This window comes from Fictibacillus sp. 26RED30, from assembly GCF_015903845.1.
In the GTDB taxonomy this organism is placed as follows: domain Bacteria; phylum Bacillota; class Bacilli; order Bacillales; family Fictibacillaceae; genus Fictibacillus; species Fictibacillus phosphorivorans.
The window spans coordinates 1,678,997-1,705,685 of the sequence record NZ_JACZDV010000001.1 but is presented as its reverse complement, the minus strand read 5'-3'; the positions used below and the strand labels follow the sequence as shown (position 1 = coordinate 1,705,685).

Here is a 26,689-nt window from a genome sequence, read left to right as displayed (position 1 = left end):
CTTTTCGGAATTTTCATATATTGGTAAACTAGAATTGTTTTGATATAGAAACAAGGGGGAACGGGCGTTGAAGGTTTTTCTGCAGTTAATGTGGTATTTTAAACAAGAAAAGTGGCGGTATATAGGCGGAATCATAATGCTTGCCTTCGTGTCACTTGGATTATTGGTCCCTCCAAAAGTGGTCGGGCTCATTGTCGATCATATTGAAGAAGGTACGATAACCGAAGAGATCTTATGGAAATATGCTGCAGTTTTAATCAGCATTGCGATAGGTATCTATGTTCTTCGGTATATCTGGAGAATATTAATCTTCGGTTCAGCTGTTAAATTGGCGATGTTACTAAGAAATAGGCTGTACGAGCATTTTACAAAAAAATCACAAGAATTCTATCAAAAGAGACGTGTAGGAGACTTGATGGCTCATTCTACGAACGATCTTCAGGCTATTCAACAGACTGCTGGGGATGGCGTTTTAACGCTAGTAGATTCATTGATGATGGGTGGTTTTACATTAATCGCAATGGCAACAACGATCAGTTGGAAATTAACACTTGTCAGTCTTCTGCCCTTACCAATTATGGCGTGGGCAACAAACAAATATGGTACGATGCTGCACAAAAGGTTTCATAGTGCACAAGAAGCATTCTCAACTTTGAACGATAAAGTGCAAGAAAGTATTTCTGGTACGAGGGTAATTAAAGCTTTTGGTCAAGAAAAAGATGATATTGACAGCTTTTCGGATCTCTCGAAAGATGCAGTTAGGAAAAATATGGATGTTGCTCGTATTGATTCTTTGTTCGACCCTACTATATCTCTGATCATTGGATTCTCCTTTTTTCTAGCGGTCGGTTATGGATCGATTCTCGTAACGCGTAATGAACTAACAATAGGAGAACTTGTTTCATTTACTAGTTATCTCGGATTGTTAATATGGCCGATGCTTGCATTTGGCTGGTTGTTTAATATTGTAGAGCGAGGAAGAGCTTCTTATGATCGTGTAGAATCACTTCTTGCTGTAAAAGAAGAGATTGAAGACAATGGTTCAATCGAAAACAGTCCCAAAGGTGATATTTCATTTCAATTAAAGCAATTTTCATACACTACAGGTGCTTCTGTTTTAAGTGATATCCACTTTACTTTAAAACGAGGTCAGACTCTTGGGGTCGTCGGAAAGACAGGTAGCGGTAAAACAACACTATGCAAGTTATTGCTGCGAGAATTTCAATTAAGATCAAACGACTTTATTTTAGATAATCACGATATTTGTGAGTACAAATTGGATGCGTTACGAAGTTCGATCGGTTATGTACCACAGGACCATTTTTTATTTTCAGCTACCATTGCAGAAAATATTGCTTTTTCAAAAGTCGATTCACCTTTTTCAGAAATAAAAGAAGCGGCAGAGCTTGCCTCGATTCATAAAGACATTTCTCAGTTTAAATATGGATATGAAACAGTAGTAGGTGAGAGGGGAGTCACACTTTCAGGAGGACAAAAGCAAAGGATCTCAATTGCAAGGGCATTGATAAAAAGTCCAGAAATGTTAATTCTAGACGACTCCCTTTCTGCAGTTGATGCTAAAACAGAGGAATCCATCCTTCAGCAATTAAAGAACAAACGGCAAAATCAAACGACGATTATAACTGCTCATAGACTATCATCTATCGCGCATTGCGATCTAATCATCGTTTTGGAAAATGGAACAATCCTACAACGAGGTACTCATCACAGCTTGTTGAACGAAGATGGATGGTACAAAGAAACATATGAAAAACAAGCTTTGGAAATGCTGATTTCACAGGGAGGTGTGAACAAATGAGTGCCGAACAAGAACCTACACTCGATGAATTGCAGCAAATGAAGCAGTGGACTGTTTTTAAAAGACTCATGTCTTATACAAAACCACACAAAAAACGTTTGGCATTCGCCTTCTTTTTGTTATTAGTCGCAACAGCAGCTGAATTAACGGGTCCAATTCTCGTTAAAACGTTCATCGACGATTTTGTCACACCTCGAAATTTTGAACAAAGAGCTTTGGTGATACTCGCTACAGGATACATTGGATTAATCGTAATATCAGCGGTTGTAAACTATGTTCAATTTGTTTTGTTCCAATCTGTAGCACTTGACATTATTCAAACTCTGCGGATCCAAGTGTATACAAAGGTCCATTCATTAGGATTAAAATTCTTTGATCGCACACCAGTAGGAAGCTTAGTTTCACGGATTACGAACGACACAGAAGCAGTTAAAGATCTTTATGTAAGTGTACTCTCGACGTTTGTTCAAAATATCGTATTCTTATTTGGTATCTTTGGATTCATGTTCTATTTGAATGTCAAACTTGCACTATTCTGTTTGTGTATCTTGCCGTTCATTGTTTTGATCATGTGGCTGTATCGTAAATATAGTTCCAGGTCGTTTTATGACATGAGAGAAAAACTTAGCCAGTTGAATGCAAAATTAAATGAATCTCTTCAAGGGATGTCCATCGTACAAGCGTTCAACCAGCAAAAAAGGCTTCGAAAAGAGTTTGCAAAAATCAATCAAGAACATAATGATGCACAGTTCAGAAATATAAAATACAACGGTTTGTTGCTGAGACCTGCCGTTGATCTTGTTTATATGCTTGCATTGTTGATGATCCTTTCCTTTTTTGGCATCAAATCATTTAATTCTCCTGTTGAGATCGGTGTGATTTATGCTTTTATCAATTATCTGGATCGCTTTTTTGAACCAGTTAATATGATGATGATGCGCCTTTCTATTTTTCAGCAAGCTATCGTATCAGCAGGACGCGTATTTACAGTCATGGATGAAGAAGAGTTTGCACCGGTGAAGAAAGGGAATACGGTTCCGGCGATTTCAAGAGGTAAGATTGAATTTAAAGATGTTTCATTTTCTTATGATGGAGAGCAGGAAGTTCTTAAAGGGATCTCTTTCACTGCAGAGCCCGGTCAAACAGTGGCTCTTGTCGGTCATACCGGAAGCGGTAAGAGCTCGATCATCAATTTGCTCATGCGCTTTTATGAAGTGAATAAAGGTCAGATTTTGATCGATGACATTCCTTTATCAAACTACGAAAACAATGAGTTAAGAAACAAGATGGGACTCGTTTTGCAAGATCCCTTTTTATTTGTTGGCGATATTATGCAAAACGTAAGGTTATACGACAAAACCATTACGGACGAAGATGTAATGAATGCAGCAAGATTTGTTCAGGCATCATCATTTATCGAAAAACTTCCTGAGGGTTATCAAACAGAGTTAGGAGAAAGAGGGGCAACCTTTTCAAGTGGACAAAGACAACTGATCTCTTTTGCGCGAACGATGGCTTTCTCACCTAAGATCTTGATACTCGACGAAGCGACAGCAAACATCGATACAGAGACCGAAGAAGAGATACAAGAAGCTCTTCATAAAATGCGCAGCGGCAGAACGACAATTGCTATTGCACACAGACTATCCACGATACAAGACGCAGAACTCATTCTTGTGTTGCATAAAGGGGAAATTGTTGAAAGAGGGACTCACCAAGAACTATTAAGACATCGAGGTTTGTATCATAAGATGTTCCTATTGCAACATGGAAAAGATTCTATGAACGATGTAGGTTAACATACTTAATGGTTTATGTATTATGTGACAGTTCTTCTTAAAAAAGAGAACTGTCTATTTTTATGTTGTTTTCTAACAAAGCAGCTTACTAAAGAGGATATCGGTGTAATCTCATGTGATTACGCCTTTATTAGCGGTGCTCCTAAGCGTTGTACAAGTGGAAAGAGATCAATCACAGGTGAAAACATACAATTTACCGGCGAATGCGTAATAAATAAAATAACACGTACCGTAAAACGAGGAACCTGGAACCAGAATCAACTGCTCTCTCCATAATTTTTGCGAAATAAAGCATTTGTTACTATCTACCATATAAAATGTCCCTATTTTTTACTTTAATTTTTCGAAAATATGAACTTCTGTTTTAAGTGATTGACTTATTTGCAAATTATCCTATTATAAGATAGCATACACGTACAGACAAACTGAATAAAAGGATGAGAATGCTTTGAAGAAATATGTATTACCATCAATGTTGATCGGCAGCATGGTTGTCCTTTCAGCATGTAAGCCAGTTGACTGGGCAGAAAAGAAATGGAATGCTGCCTTTAATGAAGAGAGCTCTGAAGAGAACGAAAAACAGATTTCGAACGAGCAGACTACACCAAAACCAAATGATGAAAACAAAAATGAAAATCCTGTTGAACAACCTTCAACGGAGGTTGATCTGCCGTGGCTAGAAGAAACGGTAACGGTATCTGGTGACGGGAAAGCGGTGGTACAGAATCTAGACGATCTTTTAATCGTTGCGAACAAGGAAAGAAACCTACCCGATAATTATGAACCGAAAGATTTAGTTACACCAAATGTTCCGTTTCCTTTTAAAGAGGATCTACCTAAGAAAAAATTAAGAAAAGAGGCCGCTCTTTCTTTAGAAGTATTGTTTAAGGCAGCTGAAGAGGACGGTCTCGAGTTGCTAGCACAATCCGGGTATCGCTCTTATGATACGCAAGTGTCTATCTTCGCCTTTAATGCTGAGCAAAAAGGGGAAGAAGTAGCGAACAAAACGAGCTCCAAGCCAGGTCAGAGTGAACATCAGACTGGATTATCAATGGATGTTACATCACAAGAAGTGAACTTTGAACTTGTAGAAGCCTTTGGCGAGACAAAAGAAGGAAAATGGCTAGCAGATAATGCTCATAAGTATGGATTCATCATCAGATATCTGAAAGGGAAAGAAGATATTACTGGATATCAATATGAACCTTGGCATCTCCGATATGTTGGGGTAGATCATGCCAAAGCAATTCACGAGCAGGACATCACGCTCGAAGAGTATTTACAAAAACCATAAACATCTCTGACAGCTTTTTTCTAAGCTGTCTTTCTTTATGTTTGAACAAAATGGGTATTCCCTTTAATATAGAGAGAGAACTGTAAAAAAGGGGCTTACTAAAAAATGACCGATCTTAATATTCTGCTTGCTTTTGGAGCTGGCTTGCTCTCCTTTATTTCACCTTGCTGTTTACCATTGTATCCTGCTTTTCTATCTTACATAACTGGGATCTCTGTTCAGGAACTTAAAGAAGAAAACGCCATGCTAAGAAAAACGGCGCTTCTACATACTACATTTTTCTTAATAGGATTTTCGATCATATTTATTTTCCTTGGTCTATCGACTACGATAATCGGTGATCTATTCGTACAATATCAAACACTGTTAAGGCAAATTGGAGCTATTGTAATCATCTTTTTTGGTCTTGTCGTGATGGGATTCATAACTCCTACATTTTTGATGAAGGATAAGAAGGTAAGGTTTCAATCTCGTCCTACTGGTTATCTAGGTTCCGTGTTGATCGGTATTGGTTTTGCAGCAGGATGGACACCTTGTATGGGTCCCATTCTTGCAGGTGTTATTGCGCTTGGGGTGTCAAATCCGGCAGCATCTATGACGTATATGGTCGCGTATGTTTTAGGATTTGCTGTTCCTTTCTTTGTTTTAAGCTTCTTTTTGGATAAACTAAAGGTAATAAAAAAGTTCAACCGTCAGTTTATGTTGGTAGGAGGGACTCTTATGGTTGTTATGGGAATCCTTCTATACTTTGATTGGCTGACACAATTAACGTCATTTCTAACAAACCGTGTGTTTGGAGGATTCAAAGGTTTTTAAGAGTAATATGGAAAGGGGATATACATCATGCATTCACGATCGAATGACCTTATCTTAAAAACAACAACAAATATCATTGTTTTTGTTATTCTAGCTTTTTCAATTAACATGCTTTTTTCAGGGCATAATGCTCCAGGTGGAGGATTTATCGGAGGATTAATGGGAGCGGGAGCATTTCTTCTTCTCTATGTTTCCTACGGGTTACAACCTGTACATAGAATATTGCCGATAAACTTTACGTACATGATCGCAGCTGGTTTATTGATCGCCATTCTCACCGGCGCAGGTTCCTTTGTTTTAGGTGTACCGTTTTTGAGTCACAGTTTTGGCTATTTTCAACTCCCTTTGTTAGGGAAAACAGAGCTTGCTACAGCGATGCTTTTTGATTTAGGTGTATATTTGACAGTAATCGGAGTTACGATGACCATTATCCTCTCAATTGCAGAAGATAAGATCGAGAAAGAAGTAGGGGAAGGGAACTAACCGTGTTTTTTATTGCGAGTACATGCTTTGCCATTATTATGGCAGTGATTATTTTTAATTTTCGAATGAAAGAAACAAGAGAACCGGTTACCACAAAAAAGATCATCATTCCCCCGTTAGCTATGAGCACAGGCTTTCTTCAGTTCGTGATTCCTGCTTTTCATATCACATGGACGGAAGCAGGGGAGGCGTTCTTAGTAGGTATCATGTTTTCGATATTTCTTATCATGACAAGTAAATTCGAAATTAAAGGTGATCATGTTTACTTGGTTCGATCGAAAGCCTTTATCTTTATCATTATCGGATTGTTTGCCATCCGTTTAGCTTTAAAATGGTATATTGGTTCTACAATATCTATTTTTGAAACAAGTTCGTTATTCTTCATCGTTGCGTTTGGGATGATCTTACCGTGGAGACTTGCCATGCTTGTTTTGTTCAATAAAAAGAAAAATGAGATCGCATTATAACATAGAGAAGAGAACCCCCTGAATCCTTAGATTCAGGGGGTTCTTTATGCGAGTAAAGAATGATAAGGTTTAATGTCGATGTTTTTCTTTTTTAAAGTCTTAATCAGCCATTTGTGGTCTCTTTTTGGAGTTGCGATAATATAGCCGCGAATGATTAAGTCTTGTGACATAGAACTTGCTTTTTCTTGTAATGCTAACTCACCGATCTTGCCAGCGATCTTCTCTTTAGCTACATCCCTAAAGAGTTCAGGGACCGGGGCTACCAATTCATTGAGAAGCTTTTTCTGATCATCCGTCCAAAGATGAATGGTTTGGTTGATGTAATGTTCTTGCCAATCTAAAATCGATTTTCCATCTTCTTTTGGAAGACGTTTTAAGAACTTACGGAACATAAAATATCCACCGATCGCAAACATTGTAAATAAAAAAACGGACCATAACACGATAAAAGTGATGAACCATCCAGACAATGCGTCCACCTCATATGTATAATTTTTTTGGCGGGACCATGTGGGAATCGAACCCACCGGAGACGGCACGCGCCTCCCAAAAGGTTTTGAAGACCCAGGCAAGCACCAGCTACACATCTGGCCCCAAATAGAATCTCTAGCTCGCTATTGCATTATACAGCATTTTACCACGTTAGGACAAGGCTTGTGAATTATTACATACGATAGGGGAGTGTAGGTTTGTCGAACGATGGAAAAGAACGACTGTAACAGAGAGGATAATGAACTATAACAGCTTTCCGCTATAACAGATCATTTTCTCCACTATAACAGTTCGCCCTGTGGACAAGTGTGAATAACTTGTTCTGTGGATAACCTGTGGGTATACAGGCGTGAATAAATATACATCCGTTTATGGCGACTTGGGAAATAATATTGATCAGGCAAACTTCGCTATTTTTCAACAATGAATAAGGCGTTATCCTTGTTTTTTACATCTCCTTTTCATAAAGTGTAGAAGAGTATGTACATATAGGTGGTTAAACATATGACGATTAAATATTATACGATCGGAATGGCAGGACACATCGATCATGGAAAAACGACGCTTACTAAAGCTTTAAGTGGAATCGACACAGACACGCTCAAAGAAGAAAAAGCTCGCAAGATAACGATTGAACCAGGGTTTGCACCTTTTCCGTTAACGAAGGATCTGCATACTTCCATCGTGGATGTACCAGGGCATGAAAAGCTCATCCGTCAAATGATCGCTGGTGTAGCAGGAATTGATCTTGTTCTCCTTGTAATCGCAGGAGATGAAGGAGTGATGCCTCAAACGAGAGAACACTTTGAAATTCTTTCCTTCTTAGGCATTGAAAAGGGAATCATCGTTGTTACGAAGTCAGATATGATTGATGACGAGATGCGTTTGTTAGTTGAAGAAGACATTTTGGAACTTACAAACTCATCGGTGTTTGAACATTTTCCAATACATTTTGTAGACAGTGTTTCTTCTGCTGGAATAGACCAGTTGAAGAGTGAAATCATTAATCTCTTAAAAGACACACCTGTTAGATCTTCACAAGGCGCTTTTCGCATGCCGATCGATCATATCTTTACCGTGAAAGGACAAGGGACTGTTATAAGAGGTACTGTCTATGAAGGTGAAGTACAGGAAGGTGATGAACTTTTTGTTCAGCCTGGGAACGTTAAAGTGAAGATTCGAAAACTTCAAGTGCATAAACAAGAAGTTCATTCCGCTAGAGCCGGTCAAAGAGCAGCGATAAATCTTTCAGGAGGTTCTAAAGCGGATTGGAAAAGAGGGCATGTTCTAGTAGAACCGAATGTCTATTCGACCACGAACACTATCGATCTCGTATTATCAACGGGTGAAGGGTGGAAAGGGAAGTTGAAACAGCGCTCTTCCGTGAAGTTTTATAGTGGTACGTCGGAAGTGATGGGTAAACTCGTCCTTTTTGACCGAAATGAGTTAGATGTCAATGAAGATCAAATATATTGTCAAGTTCGATTAGATCAAGAGGTCGTAACAAAACGAGGTGATCGTTTCATCTTAAGACGGCCGACTCCTGAGGAAACGATCGGAGGAGGAGAGGTTATCGACCCGAACGGATCTGTTTATAGATTTGGAACGGAGACGATCGAACGATTGAGGAGTAAACATGAAGGAACTCCAAATGAGCGGGTCCTACAGTTGCTTAATAAAGTAGGATCGATGACAGAAGGAGAACTTACGAGCTCGAGTGGAATGGATGATGAAGTTCTTCAACACACGTTGGATGAACTAATAAGTGAGGGTTCTGTAGCTCGAATGCAAAATTATTTGGTTGCTGATTCTAAGGTAAAGCATATAAAATCTAGCATCATGAACAAACTTCAAAACTTCCATAGTGAGTATAGTTTAAGGCAAGGTATTCCAAAGGCAGAAATTGTTCAATCGTTCCAAAATGAAGTAAATCCGAAAATAGTTAACACGCTTCTTGAAAAATGGATAACAGATTCAACCGTTTCGATCACAGACCATTTTGTTCATTTATCACATTTCAAACCGCATTATCCACAAAAATGGGCGAAAAGAATGGCGAATGTTCTTGTCACCTTGGAAGAAGCACAGCTCGAGCCGGATGACCTACAGAACATCTATAACGCTCAACAACTTCCAGAACCTCTTTATCATGAGTTTAAGTACTTTTTGATTAAATCCAATGAAGTGGTATTGCTGTATGATGAAGTGATGTTGAGTAAAAAGGCATTTGATTCAGCAGTTGAACACTTGCGAATCAATACGGATTCAACGTTTTCCGTGCAGGATGCTAAAGCGGTTCTTCATACATCAAGAAAGTTCTTAATACCGATCTTGGAATGTATGGATTCAAAAGGGTATACGATGCGGGAATCTAATGTTAGGAAATGGGTGCAATAATTGAGAGTCGTCTTTTTCACTCCGTATTATAAACAAAATCGTGGAAATTCTACTACGGCCAAACGATTAGAACATGGATTGTCTGAGAAAGTTGAGTTTTCTTTATTTCCATATGAAGAAATTGGTGTTAATCCTGCTCTTTTTGAATGGATGGAGAAAGCGGATATCTATCACATCCTTCATTTTTCTAGATTCGTTCAATGGGCTGAAAAAAATGATGTTACGTTGGATAAACCTTATATCGTTACTTCTGGAGGAACAGATCTCAACCACTCGCTAGAAGAAGACGAAAAAAGGTATCTTCCTCTGTTGCGTGAAGCGAAAGCAATCACAGTTTTTACTCAAAAAGCTAAACAATTGCTCGTCGAAGACTATGGACTAAGTGATCATTCAATCTATGTAATACCTCAAAGTATTTATTTACCTTCTATTGAAAATAAGAATGAAGCGTTCACTTTGCCTGATGGAAAGCCTAAACTGTTACTGCCAGCTGGAATTCGCCCAGTTAAGGATGTTCTTTTTGCATTGCGGAGTATGATTAAATTATCTAGCGATTATCCTGATCTCACCTTTTTAATAGTAGGACCCAACTTAGATTCTGAAGAATTTAAAAAAATGAAAGAAGCAGAAAACAAGTATGATTGGCTGTATTATATACCAGAAGTAGAGCTCGGTCAGATGAAAATGCTTTATGAATGGGGAGATGTTGTATTGAATACATCGATCTCAGAAGGACAGTCGACAGCATTATTAGAAGCGATGAGTTTTAAGAAGCCTATAATCGCAAGGGAAAACGTTGGAAACTCTAGCATCATACAACACGGAAATAACGGATTGGTGTTTCAATCTCATGAAGAATTATACCAATCTATAAAGATTGTGATATCAGATCAAGAATTTTATAAACAACTTAGTGATAGAGGGTTTCAAACCATAGAAGAGAAGCACACTATTAAAAAAGAAATAGCTTCATACATGGAACTATATAAAAAATAATAGAAAAAAGGAGAGAATATGATGAAAAAACTTAGTTTGTTGCTGCTGACTATGATCTTACTCTTATCAGCTTGCGGAACGAATAACGATGATAAGAAGAATGCAAAATCGAATAAAGATGAGGTCTTTACGATTGGGGTAATCCCAGCCCAAACGGAAGGTGAGATGAAGGGGGCACTTGATAAACTTCAGAAAGTGCTTAGTAAGAAGATGGACAGAGAAGTTAAGATCACATCTTATCCGGATTACAACGGTGTTGTTGAGGCGATGAACTATGATAAGATCGACATGGCTTATTTCGGACCTCTTACATACGTTGTTGCTCATGAAGAAAGTGGAGCTAAAGCGATCGTAACACAATTGATCAAAGGTGAACCATTCTATTATTCTTATTTGATCACCCATAAAGACAACAAATATTCAAACCTTGAGGATATGGTATCTGATGCTAAGAACGTAAAGTTTGCTTTTGGTGATCCATCCTCAACTTCGGGCTCTTTGATTCCGAGTATCAAACTAAAAGATGAAGGCATCTATAGAAGTGAATCTGATAGTGATTTTAATAATGTTAGGTTTACCGGTTCTCATGATGCAACCGCTCTTGCTGTTCAAAACAAACAAGTGGATGTTGGTGCGATCGACAGCGCGATATACGATAAATTAATCGAAGAAGGAACGATCGACGGAGATCAGTTTAAAGTGATCTGGAAGTCAGAGAAATTGTTCCAATATCCTTGGGCTGTATCTAAAAGTACAGATGAGAAAACGATGAAAAAACTTCAAGAGATCTTTTTAGATATTAAAGATAAAGAAATTTTGGATGCTTTTGGCGCAACTGGATTTACGAAGGCCGCAAATAAGAATTACGAAAGTATCCGAAAAGCGGCTATTAAAGAGGGTACCATTCAAGAATAGAGGGGAACCATGGTTTGGTTTAAGAGGAGCCAATTATTAATCATATTATGCTTAACAATACTCGTGTTAGGTAGCATGAAGTTAACGGAGTTTGATCTTTCGAAATTTAGTGACTTTCAGAATATGGGTGACTTTTTGTCGAAATGGTTTCCGATGAACACAGAGAGTCTACCATATCTGTTTCAAGAAAGTTTATTAACGATCGCTATCGCATTTTTGGGGAGCTTATTCGGATTAATCATCGCACTTCCGTTAAGCTTTATCGCCGCTCGAAACACGAGTAGAAATCGTTTTGTATATTCAATGACACGTTTCTTACTTAGCTTCTTACGATCAGTTCCTGAATTCGTGTTCGGCTTAATTCTTTTAACAACGCTCGGACTAGGACCATTTCCTGCTGTTATCGCCATCGTCTTGCATAACATCGGGGTATTAGGTAAGTTGATTTCTGAACTGATCGAGGCGGCAGATAAGGGTCCGATCGAAGCGATGTCGGCGGTTGGAGCAAGTAAGTGGATCGGAAATCTATTTGCAGTGCTACCACAAATATGGCCGAATGTACTGTCTCAATTCTTTTACAGATTTGAAGTAGCTATACGTACTTCACTCATCTTAGGTCTTATTGGTGGTGGGGGAATCGGACAACAGTTGTTTATTCATTTTAAAACGTTTCAATATCAGCTAGTCTCTGTTGACGTTCTACTCATCATGATCATGGTGATCTTGGTGGATTATATTGGCGGAAAAATTCGGGAAAAGGTTATTTAGGTGATAACATGATTGAATTTGAGAATGTATCTGTCACATATCCTGGTGCTAAAGAACCTGCTTTAACAGATGTAAATATTACTTTCCAAAAAGGGGAGTTCGTTTGTGTACTAGGTAGAAGCGGTGCAGGTAAATCAACGTTTATAAGATGTATTAACGGTCTGCAGCCTGTTTCTGAGGGTTATGTGAAATGGGGAGATAAAACGTTGAGTGAGATGACTCACAAAGAAACGTTAGAAGTCCGGCGTAAAACAGGTATGATCTTTCAGCATTTTAACTTAATACCGAGGATGAGTGTGGTTCAGAACATCTTAACAGGTCTTTTCGGATACAAAAAATCTTATGAAAATCTGTTAGGTTTGTTTAAACCCACTGATCGATTGCAAGCTCTAGAAGCTATTGAACAAGTTGAGCTAACGGTTGAACCAACAAGAAGAGTGGAGAAGTTAAGCGGTGGACAAAAACAAAGAGTTGCGATCGCGCGAGCACTCGTGCAGAACCCTAAAGTGTTTTTGGGAGACGAACCTGTCGCAAGCTTAGATCCTGGAACAGCTGAAAGGATTTTTCAACTATTAAAAGAAACACATGTAAAACGAAATCTCGTATCAATCATTAATGTGCATGATGTGGTTCTTGCAAAAAAATTCGCCACAAGAATTATTGCGCTAAAAAACGGAAAGCTAGTTTTTGACGGTGCACCTAAAGATTTTGATGAAACCGTGTACGCGGAGATTTATAACCATCTATAAAAAACAAAAAACTCCGATGTCGGAGTTTTTTGTTTTTAATTGGCTTTGATCGGTTTTTCAGAGATCTCATGAACACGACCGACGATACTTGCGTCACCTATACCTTTATCGTGAAGTCTCTTAAGATATTCTGCAGCTTCTTCTTCAGAAAGACTCACGAGTAAACCGCCAGAAGTCACAGCATCACATAAAATCCATTGCTGCCACTCATAAAGTTCATTGCCATAGAGTACATCATCTTTTATCCAGCGATGATTTGCTTTAGTACCACCAGGCACGATTCCTTCTTGCGCAAGCTCTGTGGTACCTGGTAAAAGAGGTACACTGTGATAATCAATCTCGATGGTAATATCTCCTGTTCCTTTTGCCATCTCAGTCGCATGACCGAGAAGGCCGAAACCTGTTACATCGGTTACAGCGTTTGGAAATAGACCTTCCAAGCATTCTGCTGCTGTTTTATTCAATGTGGCCATCGTTTTGCTGACTAACTGAAGCTGATCGTCAGTAAGCTTGTCTTTTTTAATAGCAGTGGTTTGAATACCGACACCGATAGGTTTTGTTAATACAAGAACATCTCCAGGTCTTGCTCCTACATTTTTATATACTTTAGAAGGATGTACGAGTCCTGTGACGGACAGACCAAACTTAGGTTCAGAATCATCGATCGAGTGTCCTCCAACAAGCACCGCACCTGCTTCCTTCACTTTGTCAGCTGCTCCTTTTAGAATCTCGGCGAGCACATCATGACCAAGTGTGTTGATCGGAAAGCCTACAATATTCATTACTGTTGTAGGGTGTCCCCCCATCGCATAAACGTCACTTAGTGAATTAGCAGCGGCGATTTGTCCGAACATATATGGATCATCTACAATAGGTGTGAAAAAGTCGACTGTCTGGATCATGGCAAGGTCATCAGTTAACTTATAGACACCTGCATCGTCTGAAGTATCTAAACCAACTAAAAGGTTAGGGTCATATTCGCGTTTTGGTAGATGACGCAAAACTTGCGCCAGGTCTTCTGGACCAATTTTACAGCCTCAACCACCTTTTGAGGAAAGGTGAGTGAGCTTTACTTTATCTTCGCTTGTCATAATTTAACGACACCTCCTTTTGTTAGTATAAACATTATTTTTGTGATTTGCCTAAGGATATACTAAAATAGTCTTAAAAAAGGAGGATGTATTATGAAAGTATCTATTGAATTCTGCATGATGTGAAACTTTGCACCAAAAGCCGCGAGTCTCGCGGAAGACCTGTTCAACCATTTTCGATCTAAAGTTTCATCGCTTGAACTGATTCCAAGTTCTGGCGGAGTTTTTGAAGTTATTGTTGATGGTGATAAGATTTATTCAAAAAAAGAGACCGGAGAATTTCCGGATCACGACCTGATCATTCAACACTTAGAAAAATTAAAGGCTTAACAACGATAGCCTCCTTAAGGAGATCGTTGATACCTTAAGGAGGCTTCATTTTGTCAAAATCAGATTTATTAAGGCAGCTTCCTGCCGTGCATGAGGCAGTGAAAGATATCAGTTCTGAAGTGAATGGCAAACCGGAAAAGGAAATAACACGAGCTGTTCAAGATGCAATCAATCATTGGCGAGAGTATATTTTTAAACACCCCCAAGCTATTGACTTGAAAACTGATATCAGAATACTTGTTTTGAATTCAGCAAGGGCAGAATTAGCTCATCCTAAAGATCAGATTCGTTCACTGATCAATGCTAGCGGAATCGTTATCCATACAAATCTTGGTCGCTCTAGACTCAGTGAAAAAAGCGTAGCGCGGATGAGTGAAACAGCAAGAATGTATTCGAATTTAGAATATAACTTGGAGGAAGGGAAAAGAGGCTCTAGGCATGATCTAACAGAGGAGCTAATTAAGCAAGTGACAGGATCAGAAGCAGCAATGGTCGTGAACAATAATGCTGCAGCCGTTTATTTAGTTCTCAAAGCACTAGCAAAAAATAAAGAAGTCATTGTTTCAAGAGGTGAACTTGTAGAGATCGGAGGCTCATTTCGTGTTTCTTCTATAATGGAAGAAAGTGGTGCGGAGCTGCGGGAAGTTGGAACTACGAATAAAACACATTTTTTTGATTATGAACGAGCGATAACGGATAAAACCGGTATGATCATGAAGGTTCACACAAGTAATTTCAAGGTGATTGGGTTCACAAAAGAAGTTTCTTCTAGCGAGTTGATGCAGTTGAAAAAGAATCACCCGGAACTGATTGTATATGAAGATCTGGGAAGTGGTGCACTCTATCCTTTTCAGTCCGTTGGAATAGGTGATGAACCCTTAATCTCCTCTGTTATCAACAAAGGTATAGATGTTGTTTCTTTTAGCGGAGATAAACTTTTGGGAGGCCCACAAGCTGGGATTATTGCAGGGAAAAAGGAAATCATCGGCATATTAAAGAAACATCAACTAGCTCGCGTTTTAAGAGTGGATAAATTTACGATCGCAGCCTTAAACGAAACGTTGCAGGCGTATTTAAACGAAGAATATTCAACGATTCCTACAGTTAGAGATATTTTAAAAACTCCTGAAGAGATCAGAGAGATAGTATGGAGACTAAAAAGAAAGGTAGAAGATCATTCTTCTTTAACAATCAGAATTCTGGAAGATTTCTCTCAAGTTGGGGGAGGGACGATGCCAGATGTGAAGTTGCCAACTTTTTGTCTTGGTATTAAACACTCTAAAGGTGCAGATTACTTAGCAAGAGCTTTTCGGAACTATCAGACCCCTATTATCGTGAGGATCAAAGAGGAAGAAGTACTATTGGATCTTAGAACGATTTCAGAAGAAGAGCTTTTGACACTTGAAGATGCGATACGTTCAATCGACTAAGAAAAGGGACTGACAGAGAATCTGTCAGTCCTTTATGTTTTTTGTATTATCTGCCTTCTCCAGAGTTTTGTCCTGTATGATTACGCTGCTTCACTTTTTTAGAACCACTCATAGGAGCTGGTTGTCCAGGGTTTTCCCCTTTTGGCGCGTTCTTTCGAATATCTTTAAACGTATTATGCTCTCCCATTATAAGCCTCCTTTTTTTATCCGGCGCCTTGAAAGCAGTTGATTTCCGCTTCAGGTGCTCGCTTTCCGGGGGGCGGGCGGTGAGCCACTGATCCCCCAGGAGTCTCACACCTTACACTCCAACCAACTTGTCAAGATGTCTTTCGTATGGACACCTTAATCAACAACAGAAAGCAATTTATTGAATAATTCTAGATAAAATTGGAACGTTAAAGGTATATCAAAACAAAGGATGGTAATTATGCCCTATCATAAAAACAAGCAACAAGCATACCAAGCTGCTGAGCAAGGTTATCACCATGCAATGGATATCTCAAAAACATTGGACGCGTCAAATAGTGAATATGGTGTTTTTTATTCTCATTTTATGACCGAAAACGAAAAGGCTTGTCAACAAATACAGAACGCAATGGAAACAGCTTCTGAACATCAACAGCCTCAGTTAGAGAGCTTTCTAAATGAGCTTCAACAGCTTCAGAGCCAGTTTCCAAAACCTTAATGTCGTTTTTTCGTTTTCTTATTGTTTTGACGCTCAGCTTCACTTAACTTTTCATTAGGTAAGGATAATGCCTCATTACCGAATTCGGTATCATACCCAGCACCTTTACCTTGAGCTTTTGCTGCATTCATCCCAGGTCGCGAGTGGTTAGCTTTATTTCTTCCCATTTGTTTGTCACCTCCGATAACTTTAGTTTGTGCAAAATCAAAAAGAAGAAGCACTCCAAAAAAAGGAGTGCTTCTTTACATTCAAGATTTATATTTACTGAGCAAGAGCCAGACGCCAGAAAGTCCGATCAAACTGTATAAAACTTTTGTCACTGTGGTAGCGCTTCCAAAAATTTCTGTAACAACGTTTGTATCAAAAAGTCCGATCGCTCCCCAGTTTAATGCTCCGATCAACACGAGTAACGCAGCAAGTTTTTTTAACCATTCCATCCTGTTTCCCTCCGATCTATTGAAGAGTGGTTTTTAAGCGGAAAACAAAAAGAAGTATTACGTAAATTACTATATGCGAGCAAAAGAATGATGGTGATATTCACACCATAAGTAAAACTTATGTCGATTGATAACCATTAACTATTTTACTTATGAAAGGGTTTTACGTATGATAATAGAGGGAAAAAAAGATTCTGTGTGATTGACTGTGAAATTGAACACATTTTTTCGACAATTTTTCTCATAATCGTGTATGATTGTTAGTGAAGGGAGAGAGTGGAACATGAAAAGAAATGATGTATTTAATGCCCGTTCTACTTTTGATGTGAACGGTAAGGAATATAGCTATTACCGTTTAGGAGCGTTAGAAGAAGCGGGAATTGGTAATGTATCGAAATTACCCTACTCTGTAAAAGTATTATTGGAATCTGTATTAAGACAATTTGATGGAAAAGTAATTAACAAAGAACACGTTGAAAATCTTGCAAAGTGGGGCACGAGTGAACTAAAAGATATCGATGTTCCTTTTAAGCCTTCACGTGTTATTCTTCAGGATTTTACAGGAGTACCAGCTGTTGTTGACTTAGCTTCTCTTCGTAAAGCAATGAAGGATATGGGTGGAGACCCTTCTCAGATCAACCCTGAAATTCCAGTTGATCTTGTAGTTGACCACTCTGTACAAGTTGATAAGGCAGGTACTGAAGACTCACTTGCTTTCAACATGAACCTTGAATTTGCTCGAAATGAAGAACGTTACAAACTCTTGAGCTGGGCTCAATCTGCGTTTGACAACTACCGTGCTGTACCTCCTGCAACAGGAATCGTCCACCAAGTTAACTTAGAGTACTTGGCGCCTGTAGTCCTTACGAGCGAATCTGAAGGTGAAACAATCGCATTCCCTGATTCATTAGTAGGTACTGATTCTCATACAACAATGATCAACGGTCTTGGTGTATTAGGATGGGGTGTCGGTGGGATTGAAGCAGAAGCAGGCATGTTAGGACAGCCTTCTTACTTCCCAGTTCCAGAAGTAATCGGTGTTAAATTAACGGGAACGCTTCCAAACGGAACGACTGCAACTGACCTAGCACTTAAAGTAACGCAAGTATTGCGTGAAAAGAAGGTAGTTGGAAAGTTCGTAGAATTCTTCGGGCCAGGACTAGCTGATATGCCGCTTGCAGACCGTGCTACGGTTTCAAACATGGCTCCTGAATATGGAGCAACTTGTGGTTTCTTCCCAGTTGACGAAGAAGCATTAAACTATCTTCGCCTGACAGGTAGAACAGAAGATCAAATTCAGCTTGTAGAAGCGTATTGCAAAGCAAACGGATTGTTCTACACAGCAGGAGATGCTGATCCTGAATTTACAGACGTAGTCGAAATCAATCTTTCTGAAATCGAACCAAACTTGTCAGGACCAAAACGCCCACAAGATTTGATTCCTTTATCTCAGATGAAAGAAAGCTTTAATAAAGCGCTTGTAGCTCCACAAGGAAATGCAGGGTTCGGACTAACAGCTGATGAGATCAACAAAGAAGTTACTGTTAAGCATCCGAACAACGAAACTTCGACGATGAAGACTGGTGCTGTTGCGATCGCTGCAATCACAAGCTGTACGAATACTTCTAATCCTTACGTAATGTTAGGTGCTGGATTAGTTGCTAAGAAAGCGATTGAAAAAGGCTTAAAAGTTCCTGGCTATGTAAAAACATCATTAGCTCCAGGTTCTAAAGTTGTTACACGTTATTTAGAAGAAGCAGGCTTAATGAGCTATATGGATCAGTTAGGGTTCAATCTTGTTGGTTACGGCTGTACAACATGTATCGGTAACTCAGGTCCTTTGGCGCTTGAAGTTGAAAATGCGATCTCTAAGAACGATCTTACTGTAACTTCAGTCCTTTCAGGTAATAGAAACTTTGAAGGACGTATCCACCCGCTTGTAAAAGCTAACTACTTAGCTTCTCCACCGTTAGTAGTAGCGTATGCACTAGCTGGAACTGTAGATTTCAACCTTCAATCTGATTCTTTCGGAACAGACAAAGAGGGCAACGAAGTTTACTTTAAAGATATCTGGCCTTCATCAGAAGAGATCAATGAAGCGATGAAGAAAGCAGTTACTCCAGAATTGTTCAAAAAGGAATACGAGCGTGTATTTGATGAGAACGAACGCTGGAACGAACTGAAGACTTCAGCTGACCAACTATATGGTTTTGATACATCATCAACATACATTCAAAACCCTCCGTTCTTTGAAGAGCTTTCTGCAGAACTTAAAGAGATCCAACCGCTTAAAGATCTTAAGCTTATCGCTAAATTCGGAGATTCTGTTACGACTGACCACATTTCTCCAGCTGGTGCGATCGGAAAAGATACTCCTGCAGGAAGATACTTGATTCAAAATGGTGTTGAGCCACGTGACTTTAACTCTTACGGTTCTCGTCGTGGTAACCATGAAGTAATGATGCGTGGTACGTTTGCGAATATCCGTATTCGTAATGCTGTAGCTCCTGGTACTGAAGGTGGCTGGACAACTTTCTGGCCTACTAACCAAGTGATGAGCATTTATGATGCTGCGATGAAATACAAAGAGAATGGTACGGGTCTTATGGTAATCGCAGGAAAAGATTACGGAATGGGATCTTCTCGTGATTGGGCAGCAAAAGGTACTACTTTACTAGGAATTCAAACTGTACTTGCTGAAAGCTTCGAACGTATCCACCGTTCAAACCTTGTGTTGATGGGTGTACTTCCTCTTCAATTCAAAGATGGTGAGAGTGCTGAGACGTTTGGACTTACAGGAAAAGAATCATTCACGGTTTCAGTAGATGAAACGGTTAAACCGCGTGATCTTGTTCAAGTTAAAGCAGTTTTTGAAGATGGAACAGAAAAAACATTTGAAGTTGTAGCTCGTTTTGACAGCGAAGTTGAAATTGAGTACTACCGTCACGGTGGTATCCTTCCAATGGTGCTTCGTAACAAGCTTGCTCATTCTTCTCAAACGCAAAACTAATAAAAAAATCCTTTGCCAATATCTTTAGGCAAAGGATTTTTTTATGCTTTTTTCGTATGTTTTTCGTCGAGTTTGATCTCGAGTTGTTCAATATAGGACTCATCTTTCAACAATTGTCTTTTGTTCTCGTTCACGAGCTCTCTGAAATTCATTTTTCTATTTTTCCTCATCACGGCACCTCTTTATTGGGATAGTACCAATATAGCCAAGATAAAATCGAAATAATCAGACTTCAAAAAAATAATTGCCACTTTACTTATGAATAGTTGATTTTGATTAATGGAAAAGTATAAAGAAGACGAAAGGAGGTTGGACCTTTGAGTAATCCAAAACGTTTTCCAGAAGACTTCGTACCAAATCATATTGGCACTCAGCCGCGTGAGAGCAACAGTAATAATGGAAAAAAGATGGCTAATAAGTCGCGCGATCATGCAGATTATGTACCACCTAAAGGAAAATAACAGGTTCCCTTGTAAAAATTACCTCTCCATAATTTTTCTTTTGACTCCCATATACGAAAGATTTTGTCGAAAAAGTGTATGTAGTGAAAGAATTAGGAGGGGTACGTTTGATCACGGCATCTGTCAAACCATTACCTGTATCACATAACAAAGATGATCAGGATTATTTATATCGTCAGTTAGAGATTGAAATGCAGCGATTAGGGCATCTTGTTCCTTTTCGTGAAGAGTTGAACTGGGATAAAGAAATTACAACGATGGAACTAGGAAATGTAGAAACGCTAGAAAAGTTAAAAAAAGCCGCAGCAAAAAATGATGGGGTATTTTTGTTCTATGCCAAGCTTACAAAAGGAACCGTTTATCAGCATATTATCCTGCATCCGAACACGGAAGGATTCTATCTTCCGTTTCGATTTGAAGAACCATTTCAAATAACAGTGAAAAATAAAAAATATTGGATTGGTTCATCGATTAGGCTCGCCGAAGAGTTAGCATGGCTTGAGATTACGATGAAAAATCTTGAAGATGATAGTGTAGTGGAATATTGGAAATACCTGTCTGAACTATGTCAATCCAGCGTTCAAAACATGAGTCCGATCTTATTACAAAAAAATTAAAGAATAATCCCATTGGTGATTAGTACAAACTATGATGGTACGAACTTTTTTTACAAAGGAGAATCATCATGAACAAACCAAACCGAGACGATAGAAGCAATAACGTTGAACGATTAGAACAAATGGTTCAGAACACAGAACAAAATATTTCTGAAGCTAATCAGACTGCGGCTAACACAGAACTGACTGCAAGCCAAAAAGAGCAGATCAAAGAGAAGAATCAACATAGACAAGAATCCATAGAGCAGTTTCAAAATGAGATTCAAGAAGAAAAGGCTTATAGAGAAGGTAACGACCTTCAATAAGAGAAAGACCGGCATATTGCTGGTCTTTTTTTTCATTTTCTACTAAAGTGTTAAGAAAAGACAACACGAAGGGAAACAGATTATTTATGAAATTTGTTGAAAATAGCGTTGATGTTAGATATGCGGAAACAGATCAGATGGGTGTCGTGTATCATGCAAATTATTTGGTATGGTTTGAAATTGGAAGAACAAAGTTGATTGAACATTTGGGGTTTAAATATGCAGACATGGAAAAGGAAGGTATACTTTCTCCCGTAACAGATATTCAAGCTTCGTATAAAAGGCCATTAACTTATGGACAAAAAGCCCATATTAAAACAGCTGTAAAAGAATATTCAGGAATCAAGGTTGTTTATTATTATGAGATCTTTAACGATCAAAAAGAGCTATGTGTTATAGGCGAATCCACTCATGTTTGTGTAAAAAAAGAAAATTTTCGACCGATCTCTATTAAAAAATATTTTCCTGATTGGCATGAAGCCTACGTAGAAATGAGCTCAGCAGAATAATGGCTTTCGGAATAAAGCGTGCTGACTTAAAAAGATGGAAAGATGAAGTAGAAATGGGTAACATCGCATTTCTCACCCATTTTTGGTATGATTCACGATTTCCAACAGCAAAGAGTGTAACAAAAGTAGGTTGTAACGATCGGAAAAGATTATCTGAGTGGGGAAGAACTTACGGTTTAAAGGAAGAGTGGATTCATGAACGAGATGCTTACCCCCATTTTGACCTTATCGGGGATAAGCAAGTAGAGATCATGAAAAGAGAAGGAAGAATCCAGGAACTTCAAAAGTTCATATAGCCTAGTTTTTGTTCTCGTTAAAATCGTATTTAATTTCTCCATCCGTAATGGAAACCGTTAGATCGTTTCCGTCAAAGAACCATTCATCTTCTTGCTCGATGAAGAATTTATGATTTTCTACAACGATTTCAGCAGCAGGATGTTTTGGTGTATCTTTTGTAAGTCCTAATGAAAAGCCGTCTTGAACCGTGCTGCATCCTCCAAGGCGAACGAAAAAACGGATGGATTCGTCCGATGATGCTTGTAGGTCATTGATCACATAATTTGCAGTATCTTCATTCATAATGATTTTCAAAGTATATTCACTCCTTAAGAATGTCTTTAAAGTAATGATGATATTGTGGCACACGAATAAAGAAAGCACAATTATTTACGATTGAAGGAGGCAGATTTGGTGGACATTCATTCATTTTTTGAAGAAGCATCAGAACGATATCGTGTTCAAGATTTAATTTCTGAACATACGAATATGATATTTATTTTAGAATCGCCTCATAAAGAGGAAATCAAATTTGGAGTACCTTTGGCCGGTCTCTCAGGCAGATCGATGGCAAAAGAATTATTTGCAGTCGAAGATAGTCCTCCAATGGGAAAGGTGTTAAAACAGTACATAGACGAAAAAAAGAAGACGGTATTTGGAATCGTTAATGTTTGTCCGTTTCCTTTGCAAGGTGCTGCATTTCCCGATCATACTTTTGTCAACAGATATAGAGATGAGATTAAAGTCGCTGAAGCAGTAAGAACGAGTTCGGTAAAAGTCTATAAAGACGAAGCGAGAGCTCATTTCGATCAATTGCTATTAAACCAATTCGAAAGTAGGTTAACCTCACTGCTTAAAGAAAACACGGTCATCGTTCCATGCGGAAGATTTGCAGAAAAATACGTTAACAAACTGTCTAACAAAGAGAGGTTAACCATTATAGAGGGTGTACCACACCCTTCTTATCATTCATGGTCTCGAGATCGCTATCAAGAAGTGATAGATAAAGTAAGAGAAGAAGGAAAAAAAAGAACCTCCTAAATCAGGAGGTTCAAATGAAGAATACAGTTGCTCCGTATAGTACCGCTGTTATGCCAGCAGCAATTAGTGCAGGTTTTAACTTGTATCGTGCATAGGTGATAACAGATAGGTTTAAAATACGGGCAATCGTATTCGTATCATCACTTAACGGTGAAGCGAATGCTCCGAATGTCCCACTTGCAAAGACCGCTCCAATCACAAGCGGCAGAGAAACATCTGCCACTCCTGCCATTGATACACCTAGAGGCATTAATATTCCCCACGTACCCCAGGCAGATCCGATAAAATAGGAGACGGCACAACCGAAGATAAACAGCAATGGTACGATAACTGATCCAGGGATCCATCCTGCGTATCGTGTTACAAAAGCAGAGAAACCAAGTTCTTCAGTAACAGACGATAAGCCCCAAACAACAGCTAACAGCACGATAACACTCATTAATTCGTTGCCACCGAAAATAAATCCATTCAGCAGATCACCCGTTTTCATTTTTTGAAATCGTAGAAAAAGAAACGTGAATATGGTTGTAAACAACAGAGCGATCAGCATCGCATCCATAACGTCTGCTGAAATGAAAGCCTCAAAAAAACTACCTTTCGTTTTTTTGTAACCATCCCACCATGTTAACAATAGAGTAAGGAAGACGACTAAGATGAGCGGAATGAGTAAGTTCAATGGTTTGTTCGGAAGTTCTCTATTAACGGCAGGATCACAACTATGCCAGTCGTCCTCTTCACTTTCTCCAACATCTTTAGGATCTGTTTCTTCTGTTGATTTTGAATGGTGAAAGAAGCTGAGGTATACCCCTACGATGATCATGACAAAAGAGAAAAAATTAAACGGGATGCTTTGTATAAAAAGAGAGTATGGATCTGCGTTAATGTTTTCGTTTTTCAACGAGATATCTACAATAGAAGTCATGTATCCAACAAAAGCGGTAGCGATTGGTATCAACACAATGATGGGAGTTGCTGTTGTTTCAATGACAAAGCCGAGCTCTTGGGTAGACATCTTTACCTTTTTTAAAAGAGCTCTCATAATCGGAGCAATCGTGACGAAACGAAAACTTGGAGCAGCAAAAGTGCCGATCGTAGACACATAAGTAAGCAACAAAGCCCCTTTTTTTGTTTCGATCCTGTTAGAAGCTTCTTCTACAAAGCCTTTGATTCCACCAGAAAGTTTAATCATGGAAATGAGTCCGGAAAAAGCATACAAAAACACTAATATTTTTATGTTTTTAGGGTCTACAAGCCCTTTGACTAGAAATTGGACCATCTTCTCTAGACCACCCACAATAGTTGGGTGGAGAAGGTATGAGCCGGTCAAAAGACCAGCGATCAAACCTGGGAGAACTTGTTTAGTCTTGATAGCTATAGGGATTACCACTAAGAACGGAATAACAGAAACCCAATTTTGATCCATGAGAGGTCCTTCTTTCATACAAGAGATAATACTGTTAGCGTGTGATGCTTTTTAAAATTTATTCTTTATTAACAAAAGAAAAGACGTTTCATCTAAAACCCCATTGGTTAGAATAATAGCGTCGAAGTGAAACATCACATGTTTAAAGAGTGGGGTGAATAAACTTTAAACACCACTTCTAAATGTAAAGAGTTGCATTTATTAGGTTTACGTGATAAGTTTAACAACGGAATATATATGGACGGAACAAGTTTGAATTACGGATAGCCTTGTAACTATTAACGTTTAATTTTTACGCATATTCACATGGCTAAGCATTTCCCATCAATATGTTATAAGGAAATGCTATTTTATGTGCAAATCATGATGTATTTTGAAAAAACAAATTGGCCGGCAGCTTAACATTACAAACCATGCCGGATCCACGAGGTTATCGTAAAACCTTTTTCGTCACAGAAAAGGAGATAGAACATTGACAACATTTCAAGAACTAGGACTAAGTCCTGAGTTGCTTCAATCCATTAATAATATGGGATTTGAGGAAGCAACACCGATTCAGCGTGATACCATTCCAACAGCACTTAAGGGGACTGACCTTATTGGCCAGGCACAAACAGGGACTGGTAAGACAGCTGCGTTTGGTATACCGCTAATCGAAAAAATGGATACTAGATCACGATTCGTTCAAGGAATCGTATTAGCTCCAACTCGTGAGTTAGCTGTTCAAGTAGCAGAAGAACTCAACAAAATCGGTCAATTTAAAGGGATTAAAACATTGCCGATTTATGGTGGACAATCCATTGTTCGACAAATTAAAGCATTAAAAAATGGTCCACACATCGTAGTAGGTACACCAGGACGTGTGCAAGACCACATCAATAGAAAAACATTAAAGCTTGATAGCGTTCATACAGTTGTGCTTGATGAAGCGGATGAAATGCTTAACATGGGATTCGTTGAAGACATTGAAAAGATCTTAGAAAACGTTCCTACAGAACGTCACACGATGCTTTTCTCTGCAACAATGCCTAAGCAGATTCAAAACTTGGCTGCTAAATTCATGAAGGATGTTTTGCTTATTAAAGTAAAAGCTTCTGAAATGACAGTTAAGAACATTGAGCAAGAATATGTTGAAGTAAAAGAACGTCAAAAGTTTGATGCGCTATGCCGTTTCATGGATATTCACTCTCCAGAGCTTGCGATCGTTTTCGGACGTACGAAGCGTCGTGTAGATGAATTGTCTGAAGCATTAAGCAAACGTGGATATTCAGCTGAAGGAATTCACGGTGACCTTCCGCAAGCAAAACGTGACAAAGTGTTACGTGCGTTTAAGAACAACACGATCGAAGTTCTTGTTGCAACTGACGTAGCTGCTCGTGGTCTTGACATCTCTGGTGTTTCTCACGTTTATAACTTCGATATTCCTCAAGATCCAGAAAGCTATGTTCACCGTATTGGACGTACTGGCCGTGCAGGAAAAACAGGTTATGCATTAACATTTATCACGCCGCGTGAAATCGATCACCTATACACGATCGAAAAAATCACAAAGCGTAAAATGGTAAAACGTGCGATTCCTTCTGTTTCAGAAGCAATGGAAGGACAACAGCAAATCACGCTTGAAAAGCTGATGGAAGTTGTTGAGCAAGATAACTTTAACGGTTATAAGCAAACAGCAGTTGAGTTACTAGAAGAGAACGATTCTGTTACACTTTTAGCTGCAGCGCTTAAGCTTCTTACAAAAGAACCTGATATGACTCCGATCAATCTTACAGATGAGCCGCCACTATCAGTTAAAAAGAGACGTCCTAATAATCGTTTCTCTGATCGTAGACGTTCTGGAGGAGGCCCTAAAAGAGAGGGTGGAGGCGGAAGAGATAATCGCCGTTCTGGATACTCTAAAGGCGAGCGCAGTGGTTCTCGCGATGGTGGAAACCGCAGTAGCAGCGGCAGCCGTGATCAATCGTATCGTTCACAAAAACGTGTTCGTGAAGATTTCAAAAACAGATAAGACTTTAGGAAGCAAGGGAGAAGTTTTCCCTTGCTTTTTTTTTGTATTGGACCAAAGCTATGATTAAA

30 protein-coding genes and 1 tRNA gene are annotated in these 26,689 nt (G+C 38.9%); 22 read left to right on the top strand and 9 right to left on the bottom strand.

All coding sequences use genetic code 11. From position 1 onward, the window contains the following. Positions 1 to 67: 67 nt before the first annotated feature. The 6 genes from IHV11_RS08705 to IHV11_RS08680 all read left to right on the top strand — a co-directional run bounded on the left by IHV11_RS08705 (position 68) and on the right by IHV11_RS08680 (position 6,678). A complete protein-coding gene (locus IHV11_RS08705; RefSeq protein WP_197194383.1) occupies positions 68 to 1,819 on the top strand; it encodes an ABC transporter transmembrane domain-containing protein in 1,752 nt (583 codons plus the stop codon). Continuing rightward, positions 1,816 to 3,618, top strand: a complete 1,803-nt coding sequence (locus tag IHV11_RS08700) for an ABC transporter ATP-binding protein (RefSeq protein ID WP_370568643.1) — start codon at positions 1,816 to 1,818, stop codon at positions 3,616 to 3,618. The genes IHV11_RS08705 and IHV11_RS08700 overlap by 4 nt, the downstream gene beginning before the upstream one ends. 448 nt (positions 3,619 to 4,066) lie before the next feature. Continuing rightward, positions 4,067 to 4,912, top strand: a complete 846-nt coding sequence (locus IHV11_RS08695) for a M15 family metallopeptidase (RefSeq protein ID WP_231620214.1) — start codon at positions 4,067 to 4,069, stop codon at positions 4,910 to 4,912. Between the two features lie 105 nt (positions 4,913 to 5,017). After that, positions 5,018 to 5,728, top strand: a complete 711-nt coding sequence (locus tag IHV11_RS08690; protein ID WP_197127827.1) for a cytochrome c biogenesis CcdA family protein — start codon at positions 5,018 to 5,020, stop codon at positions 5,726 to 5,728. Between the two features lie 24 nt (positions 5,729 to 5,752). Then, positions 5,753 to 6,211, top strand: coding sequence for a Na(+)/H(+) antiporter subunit B (locus IHV11_RS08685; protein WP_260858765.1), 459 nt, complete (start codon positions 5,753 to 5,755; stop codon positions 6,209 to 6,211). Between the two features lie 2 nt (positions 6,212 to 6,213). After that, positions 6,214 to 6,678 carry a CcdC family protein gene (locus IHV11_RS08680; RefSeq protein WP_197127828.1) on the top strand — a complete coding sequence of 155 codons (465 nt, stop codon included), beginning with the start codon at positions 6,214 to 6,216 and terminating at the stop codon, positions 6,676 to 6,678. Positions 6,679 to 6,722: 44 nt separating this feature from the next. Here IHV11_RS08680 and IHV11_RS08675 read toward each other — a convergent pair whose 3' ends face one another. Together IHV11_RS08675 and IHV11_RS08670 are read right to left on the bottom strand one after the other, a co-directional pair. Continuing rightward, positions 6,723 to 7,148 (bottom strand): DUF2621 domain-containing protein, encoded by a 426-nt coding sequence (locus IHV11_RS08675; RefSeq protein ID WP_191753544.1) that lies wholly within the window; start codon positions 7,146 to 7,148, stop codon positions 6,723 to 6,725. A 28-nt stretch (positions 7,149 to 7,176) separates the two neighbouring features. Beyond that, positions 7,177 to 7,273, bottom strand: a tRNA-Sec gene (locus IHV11_RS08670). A gap of 401 nt (positions 7,274 to 7,674) precedes the next feature. Here IHV11_RS08670 and selB point away from each other — a divergent pair. From selB to phnC, 5 genes are read left to right on the top strand one after another with little or no spacing between them, the layout of a single operon-like run. Then, positions 7,675 to 9,567, top strand: a complete 1,893-nt coding sequence (gene selB / locus IHV11_RS08665) for a selenocysteine-specific translation elongation factor (protein ID WP_197194382.1) — start codon at positions 7,675 to 7,677, stop codon at positions 9,565 to 9,567. Then, on the top strand, positions 9,568 to 10,563 hold the full coding sequence (locus IHV11_RS08660) for a glycosyltransferase (protein ID WP_197194381.1): 996 nt from the start codon (positions 9,568 to 9,570) through the stop codon (positions 10,561 to 10,563). Between the two features lie 21 nt (positions 10,564 to 10,584). Next, the gene (gene phnD, locus IHV11_RS08655; RefSeq protein WP_197194960.1) at positions 10,585 to 11,478 is read left to right on the top strand and encodes a phosphate/phosphite/phosphonate ABC transporter substrate-binding protein; all 894 of its coding nucleotides are present in this window, start codon (positions 10,585 to 10,587) and stop codon (positions 11,476 to 11,478) included. Between the two features lie 9 nt (positions 11,479 to 11,487). Continuing rightward, a complete protein-coding gene (phnE, locus tag IHV11_RS08650) occupies positions 11,488 to 12,246 on the top strand; it encodes a phosphonate ABC transporter, permease protein PhnE (RefSeq protein WP_197127831.1) in 759 nt (252 codons plus the stop codon). An 8-nt stretch (positions 12,247 to 12,254) separates the two neighbouring features. Beyond that, positions 12,255 to 12,995 carry a phosphonate ABC transporter ATP-binding protein gene (gene phnC, locus IHV11_RS08645; protein ID WP_197191102.1) on the top strand — a complete coding sequence of 247 codons (741 nt, stop codon included), beginning with the start codon at positions 12,255 to 12,257 and terminating at the stop codon, positions 12,993 to 12,995. Positions 12,996 to 13,030: 35 nt separating this feature from the next. Here phnC and selD read toward each other — a convergent pair whose 3' ends face one another. Then, positions 13,031 to 14,086 (bottom strand): selenide, water dikinase SelD, encoded by a 1,056-nt coding sequence (gene selD / locus IHV11_RS08640; protein ID WP_197194380.1) that lies wholly within the window; start codon positions 14,084 to 14,086, stop codon positions 13,031 to 13,033. A 93-nt stretch (positions 14,087 to 14,179) separates the two neighbouring features. Between selD and IHV11_RS21380 the strand changes: the two genes are divergently transcribed. Together IHV11_RS21380 and selA are read left to right on the top strand one after the other, a co-directional pair. Then, positions 14,180 to 14,416, top strand: a complete 237-nt coding sequence (locus IHV11_RS21380; protein ID WP_305069352.1) for an Rdx family protein — start codon at positions 14,180 to 14,182, stop codon at positions 14,414 to 14,416. Between the two features lie 50 nt (positions 14,417 to 14,466). After that, entirely contained in the window at positions 14,467 to 15,846 is a 1,380-nt protein-coding gene (gene selA / locus IHV11_RS08630; RefSeq protein WP_231620213.1) for an L-seryl-tRNA(Sec) selenium transferase, read from the top strand. A 46-nt stretch (positions 15,847 to 15,892) separates the two neighbouring features. Here selA and IHV11_RS08625 read toward each other — a convergent pair whose 3' ends face one another. After that, a complete protein-coding gene (locus IHV11_RS08625; RefSeq protein ID WP_137789571.1) occupies positions 15,893 to 16,033 on the bottom strand; it encodes a small acid-soluble spore protein P in 141 nt (46 codons plus the stop codon). 240 nt (positions 16,034 to 16,273) lie between these two features. Here IHV11_RS08625 and IHV11_RS08620 point away from each other — a divergent pair, with 240 nt between their 5' ends. After that, positions 16,274 to 16,531, top strand: coding sequence for a hypothetical protein (locus IHV11_RS08620; RefSeq protein ID WP_144700594.1), 258 nt, complete (start codon positions 16,274 to 16,276; stop codon positions 16,529 to 16,531). On the opposite strand, the gene sspO is transcribed toward IHV11_RS08620, so the two are convergent. Together sspO and IHV11_RS08610 are read right to left on the bottom strand one after the other, a co-directional pair. Further along, positions 16,528 to 16,698 (bottom strand): small acid-soluble spore protein O, encoded by a 171-nt coding sequence (gene sspO / locus IHV11_RS08615; RefSeq protein WP_197194379.1) that lies wholly within the window; start codon positions 16,696 to 16,698, stop codon positions 16,528 to 16,530. The two genes, IHV11_RS08620 and sspO, sit on opposite strands and share 4 nt — an antisense overlap. An 81-nt stretch (positions 16,699 to 16,779) precedes the next feature. Then, positions 16,780 to 16,968, bottom strand: coding sequence for a DUF378 domain-containing protein (locus IHV11_RS08610; RefSeq protein ID WP_197194378.1), 189 nt, complete (start codon positions 16,966 to 16,968; stop codon positions 16,780 to 16,782). A gap of 283 nt (positions 16,969 to 17,251) precedes the next feature. Between IHV11_RS08610 and acnA the strand changes: the two genes are divergently transcribed. Next, complete coding sequence (gene acnA, locus IHV11_RS08605) at positions 17,252 to 19,978, top strand: aconitate hydratase AcnA (protein WP_197191100.1); 2,727 nt, start codon at positions 17,252 to 17,254, stop codon at positions 19,976 to 19,978. Between the two features lie 41 nt (positions 19,979 to 20,019). Here the strand turns inward: acnA and IHV11_RS08600 are convergent, their stop codons facing one another. Next, positions 20,020 to 20,148 carry an FbpB family small basic protein gene (locus tag IHV11_RS08600; RefSeq protein WP_197127837.1) on the bottom strand — a complete coding sequence of 43 codons (129 nt, stop codon included), beginning with the start codon at positions 20,146 to 20,148 and terminating at the stop codon, positions 20,020 to 20,022. A gap of 147 nt (positions 20,149 to 20,295) precedes the next feature. Here IHV11_RS08600 and IHV11_RS08595 point away from each other — a divergent pair, with 147 nt between their 5' ends. The 5 genes from IHV11_RS08595 to IHV11_RS08575 all read left to right on the top strand — a co-directional run bounded on the left by IHV11_RS08595 (position 20,296) and on the right by IHV11_RS08575 (position 22,166). Continuing rightward, positions 20,296 to 20,439: an acid-soluble spore protein N gene (locus IHV11_RS08595; protein WP_153238475.1), complete on the top strand. Its 144-nt coding sequence runs from the start codon at positions 20,296 to 20,298 to the stop codon at positions 20,437 to 20,439. Between the two features lie 107 nt (positions 20,440 to 20,546). Continuing rightward, positions 20,547 to 21,056: a hypothetical protein gene (locus IHV11_RS08590; RefSeq protein WP_066393947.1), complete on the top strand. Its 510-nt coding sequence runs from the start codon at positions 20,547 to 20,549 to the stop codon at positions 21,054 to 21,056. 68 nt (positions 21,057 to 21,124) lie between these two features. After that, positions 21,125 to 21,361 (top strand): small acid-soluble spore protein Tlp, encoded by a 237-nt coding sequence (gene tlp / locus IHV11_RS08585; RefSeq protein WP_066393949.1) that lies wholly within the window; start codon positions 21,125 to 21,127, stop codon positions 21,359 to 21,361. A gap of 86 nt (positions 21,362 to 21,447) precedes the next feature. Continuing rightward, positions 21,448 to 21,870, top strand: a complete 423-nt coding sequence (locus IHV11_RS08580; RefSeq protein ID WP_197194377.1) for an acyl-CoA thioesterase — start codon at positions 21,448 to 21,450, stop codon at positions 21,868 to 21,870. Next, a complete protein-coding gene (locus tag IHV11_RS08575) occupies positions 21,870 to 22,166 on the top strand; it encodes a hypothetical protein (protein ID WP_137789564.1) in 297 nt (98 codons plus the stop codon). Before IHV11_RS08580 ends, IHV11_RS08575 begins: the two co-directional genes overlap by 1 nt. A gap of 1 nt (position 22,167) precedes the next feature. Here the strand turns inward: IHV11_RS08575 and IHV11_RS08570 are convergent, their stop codons facing one another. Beyond that, positions 22,168 to 22,461, bottom strand: coding sequence for a HesB/YadR/YfhF family protein (locus IHV11_RS08570; RefSeq protein ID WP_231620212.1), 294 nt, complete (start codon positions 22,459 to 22,461; stop codon positions 22,168 to 22,170). A gap of 99 nt (positions 22,462 to 22,560) precedes the next feature. Here IHV11_RS08570 and IHV11_RS08565 point away from each other — a divergent pair, with 99 nt between their 5' ends. Further along, positions 22,561 to 23,187 (top strand): uracil-DNA glycosylase family protein, encoded by a 627-nt coding sequence (locus tag IHV11_RS08565; RefSeq protein WP_197194376.1) that lies wholly within the window; start codon positions 22,561 to 22,563, stop codon positions 23,185 to 23,187. 10 nt (positions 23,188 to 23,197) lie between these two features. On the opposite strand, the gene IHV11_RS08560 is transcribed toward IHV11_RS08565, so the two are convergent. Continuing rightward, complete coding sequence (locus tag IHV11_RS08560) at positions 23,198 to 24,610, bottom strand: Na+/H+ antiporter NhaC family protein (protein WP_197194375.1); 1,413 nt, start codon at positions 24,608 to 24,610, stop codon at positions 23,198 to 23,200. 472 nt (positions 24,611 to 25,082) lie between these two features. On the opposite strand from IHV11_RS08560, the gene IHV11_RS08555 reads away from it, so the two are divergent. Continuing rightward, on the top strand, positions 25,083 to 26,621 hold the full coding sequence (locus IHV11_RS08555; RefSeq protein WP_197194374.1) for a DEAD/DEAH box helicase: 1,539 nt from the start codon (positions 25,083 to 25,085) through the stop codon (positions 26,619 to 26,621). Positions 26,622 to 26,689 lie beyond the last annotated feature (68 nt).

Excerpts from the sequence above, each read along its gene's own strand:
- IHV11_RS08700 (WP_370568643.1), top strand. The coding sequence starts at position 1,816 with ATGAGTGCCGAACAAGAACCTACACTCGATGAATTGCAGCAAATGAAG.
- IHV11_RS08690 (WP_197127827.1), top strand. The coding sequence starts at position 5,018 with ATGACCGATCTTAATATTCTGCTTGCTTTTGGAGCTGGCTTGCTCTCC.
- selB (WP_197194382.1), top strand. The coding sequence starts at position 7,675 with ATGACGATTAAATATTATACGATCGGAATGGCAGGACACATCGATCAT.
- phnD (WP_197194960.1), top strand. The coding sequence starts at position 10,585 with ATGAAAAAACTTAGTTTGTTGCTGCTGACTATGATCTTACTCTTATCA.
- phnE (WP_197127831.1), top strand. The coding sequence starts at position 11,488 with ATGGTTTGGTTTAAGAGGAGCCAATTATTAATCATATTATGCTTAACA.
- phnC (WP_197191102.1), top strand. The coding sequence starts at position 12,255 with ATGATTGAATTTGAGAATGTATCTGTCACATATCCTGGTGCTAAAGAA.
- IHV11_RS08625 (WP_137789571.1), bottom strand. The coding sequence starts at position 16,033 with ATGGGAGAGCATAATACGTTTAAAGATATTCGAAAGAACGCGCCAAAA.
- IHV11_RS08620 (WP_144700594.1), top strand. The coding sequence starts at position 16,274 with ATGCCCTATCATAAAAACAAGCAACAAGCATACCAAGCTGCTGAGCAA.
- sspO (WP_197194379.1), bottom strand. The coding sequence starts at position 16,698 with ATGGGAAGAAATAAAGCTAACCACTCGCGACCTGGGATGAATGCAGCA.
- IHV11_RS08610 (WP_197194378.1), bottom strand. The coding sequence starts at position 16,968 with ATGGAATGGTTAAAAAAACTTGCTGCGTTACTCGTGTTGATCGGAGCA.
- acnA (WP_197191100.1), top strand. The coding sequence starts at position 17,252 with ATGAAAAGAAATGATGTATTTAATGCCCGTTCTACTTTTGATGTGAAC.
- IHV11_RS08600 (WP_197127837.1), bottom strand. The coding sequence starts at position 20,148 with ATGAGGAAAAATAGAAAAATGAATTTCAGAGAGCTCGTGAACGAGAAC.
- tlp (WP_066393949.1), top strand. The coding sequence starts at position 21,125 with ATGAACAAACCAAACCGAGACGATAGAAGCAATAACGTTGAACGATTA.
- IHV11_RS08580 (WP_197194377.1), top strand. The coding sequence starts at position 21,448 with ATGAAATTTGTTGAAAATAGCGTTGATGTTAGATATGCGGAAACAGAT.
- IHV11_RS08575 (WP_137789564.1), top strand. The coding sequence starts at position 21,870 with ATGGCTTTCGGAATAAAGCGTGCTGACTTAAAAAGATGGAAAGATGAA.
- IHV11_RS08560 (WP_197194375.1), bottom strand. The coding sequence starts at position 24,610 with ATGGATCAAAATTGGGTTTCTGTTATTCCGTTCTTAGTGGTAATCCCT.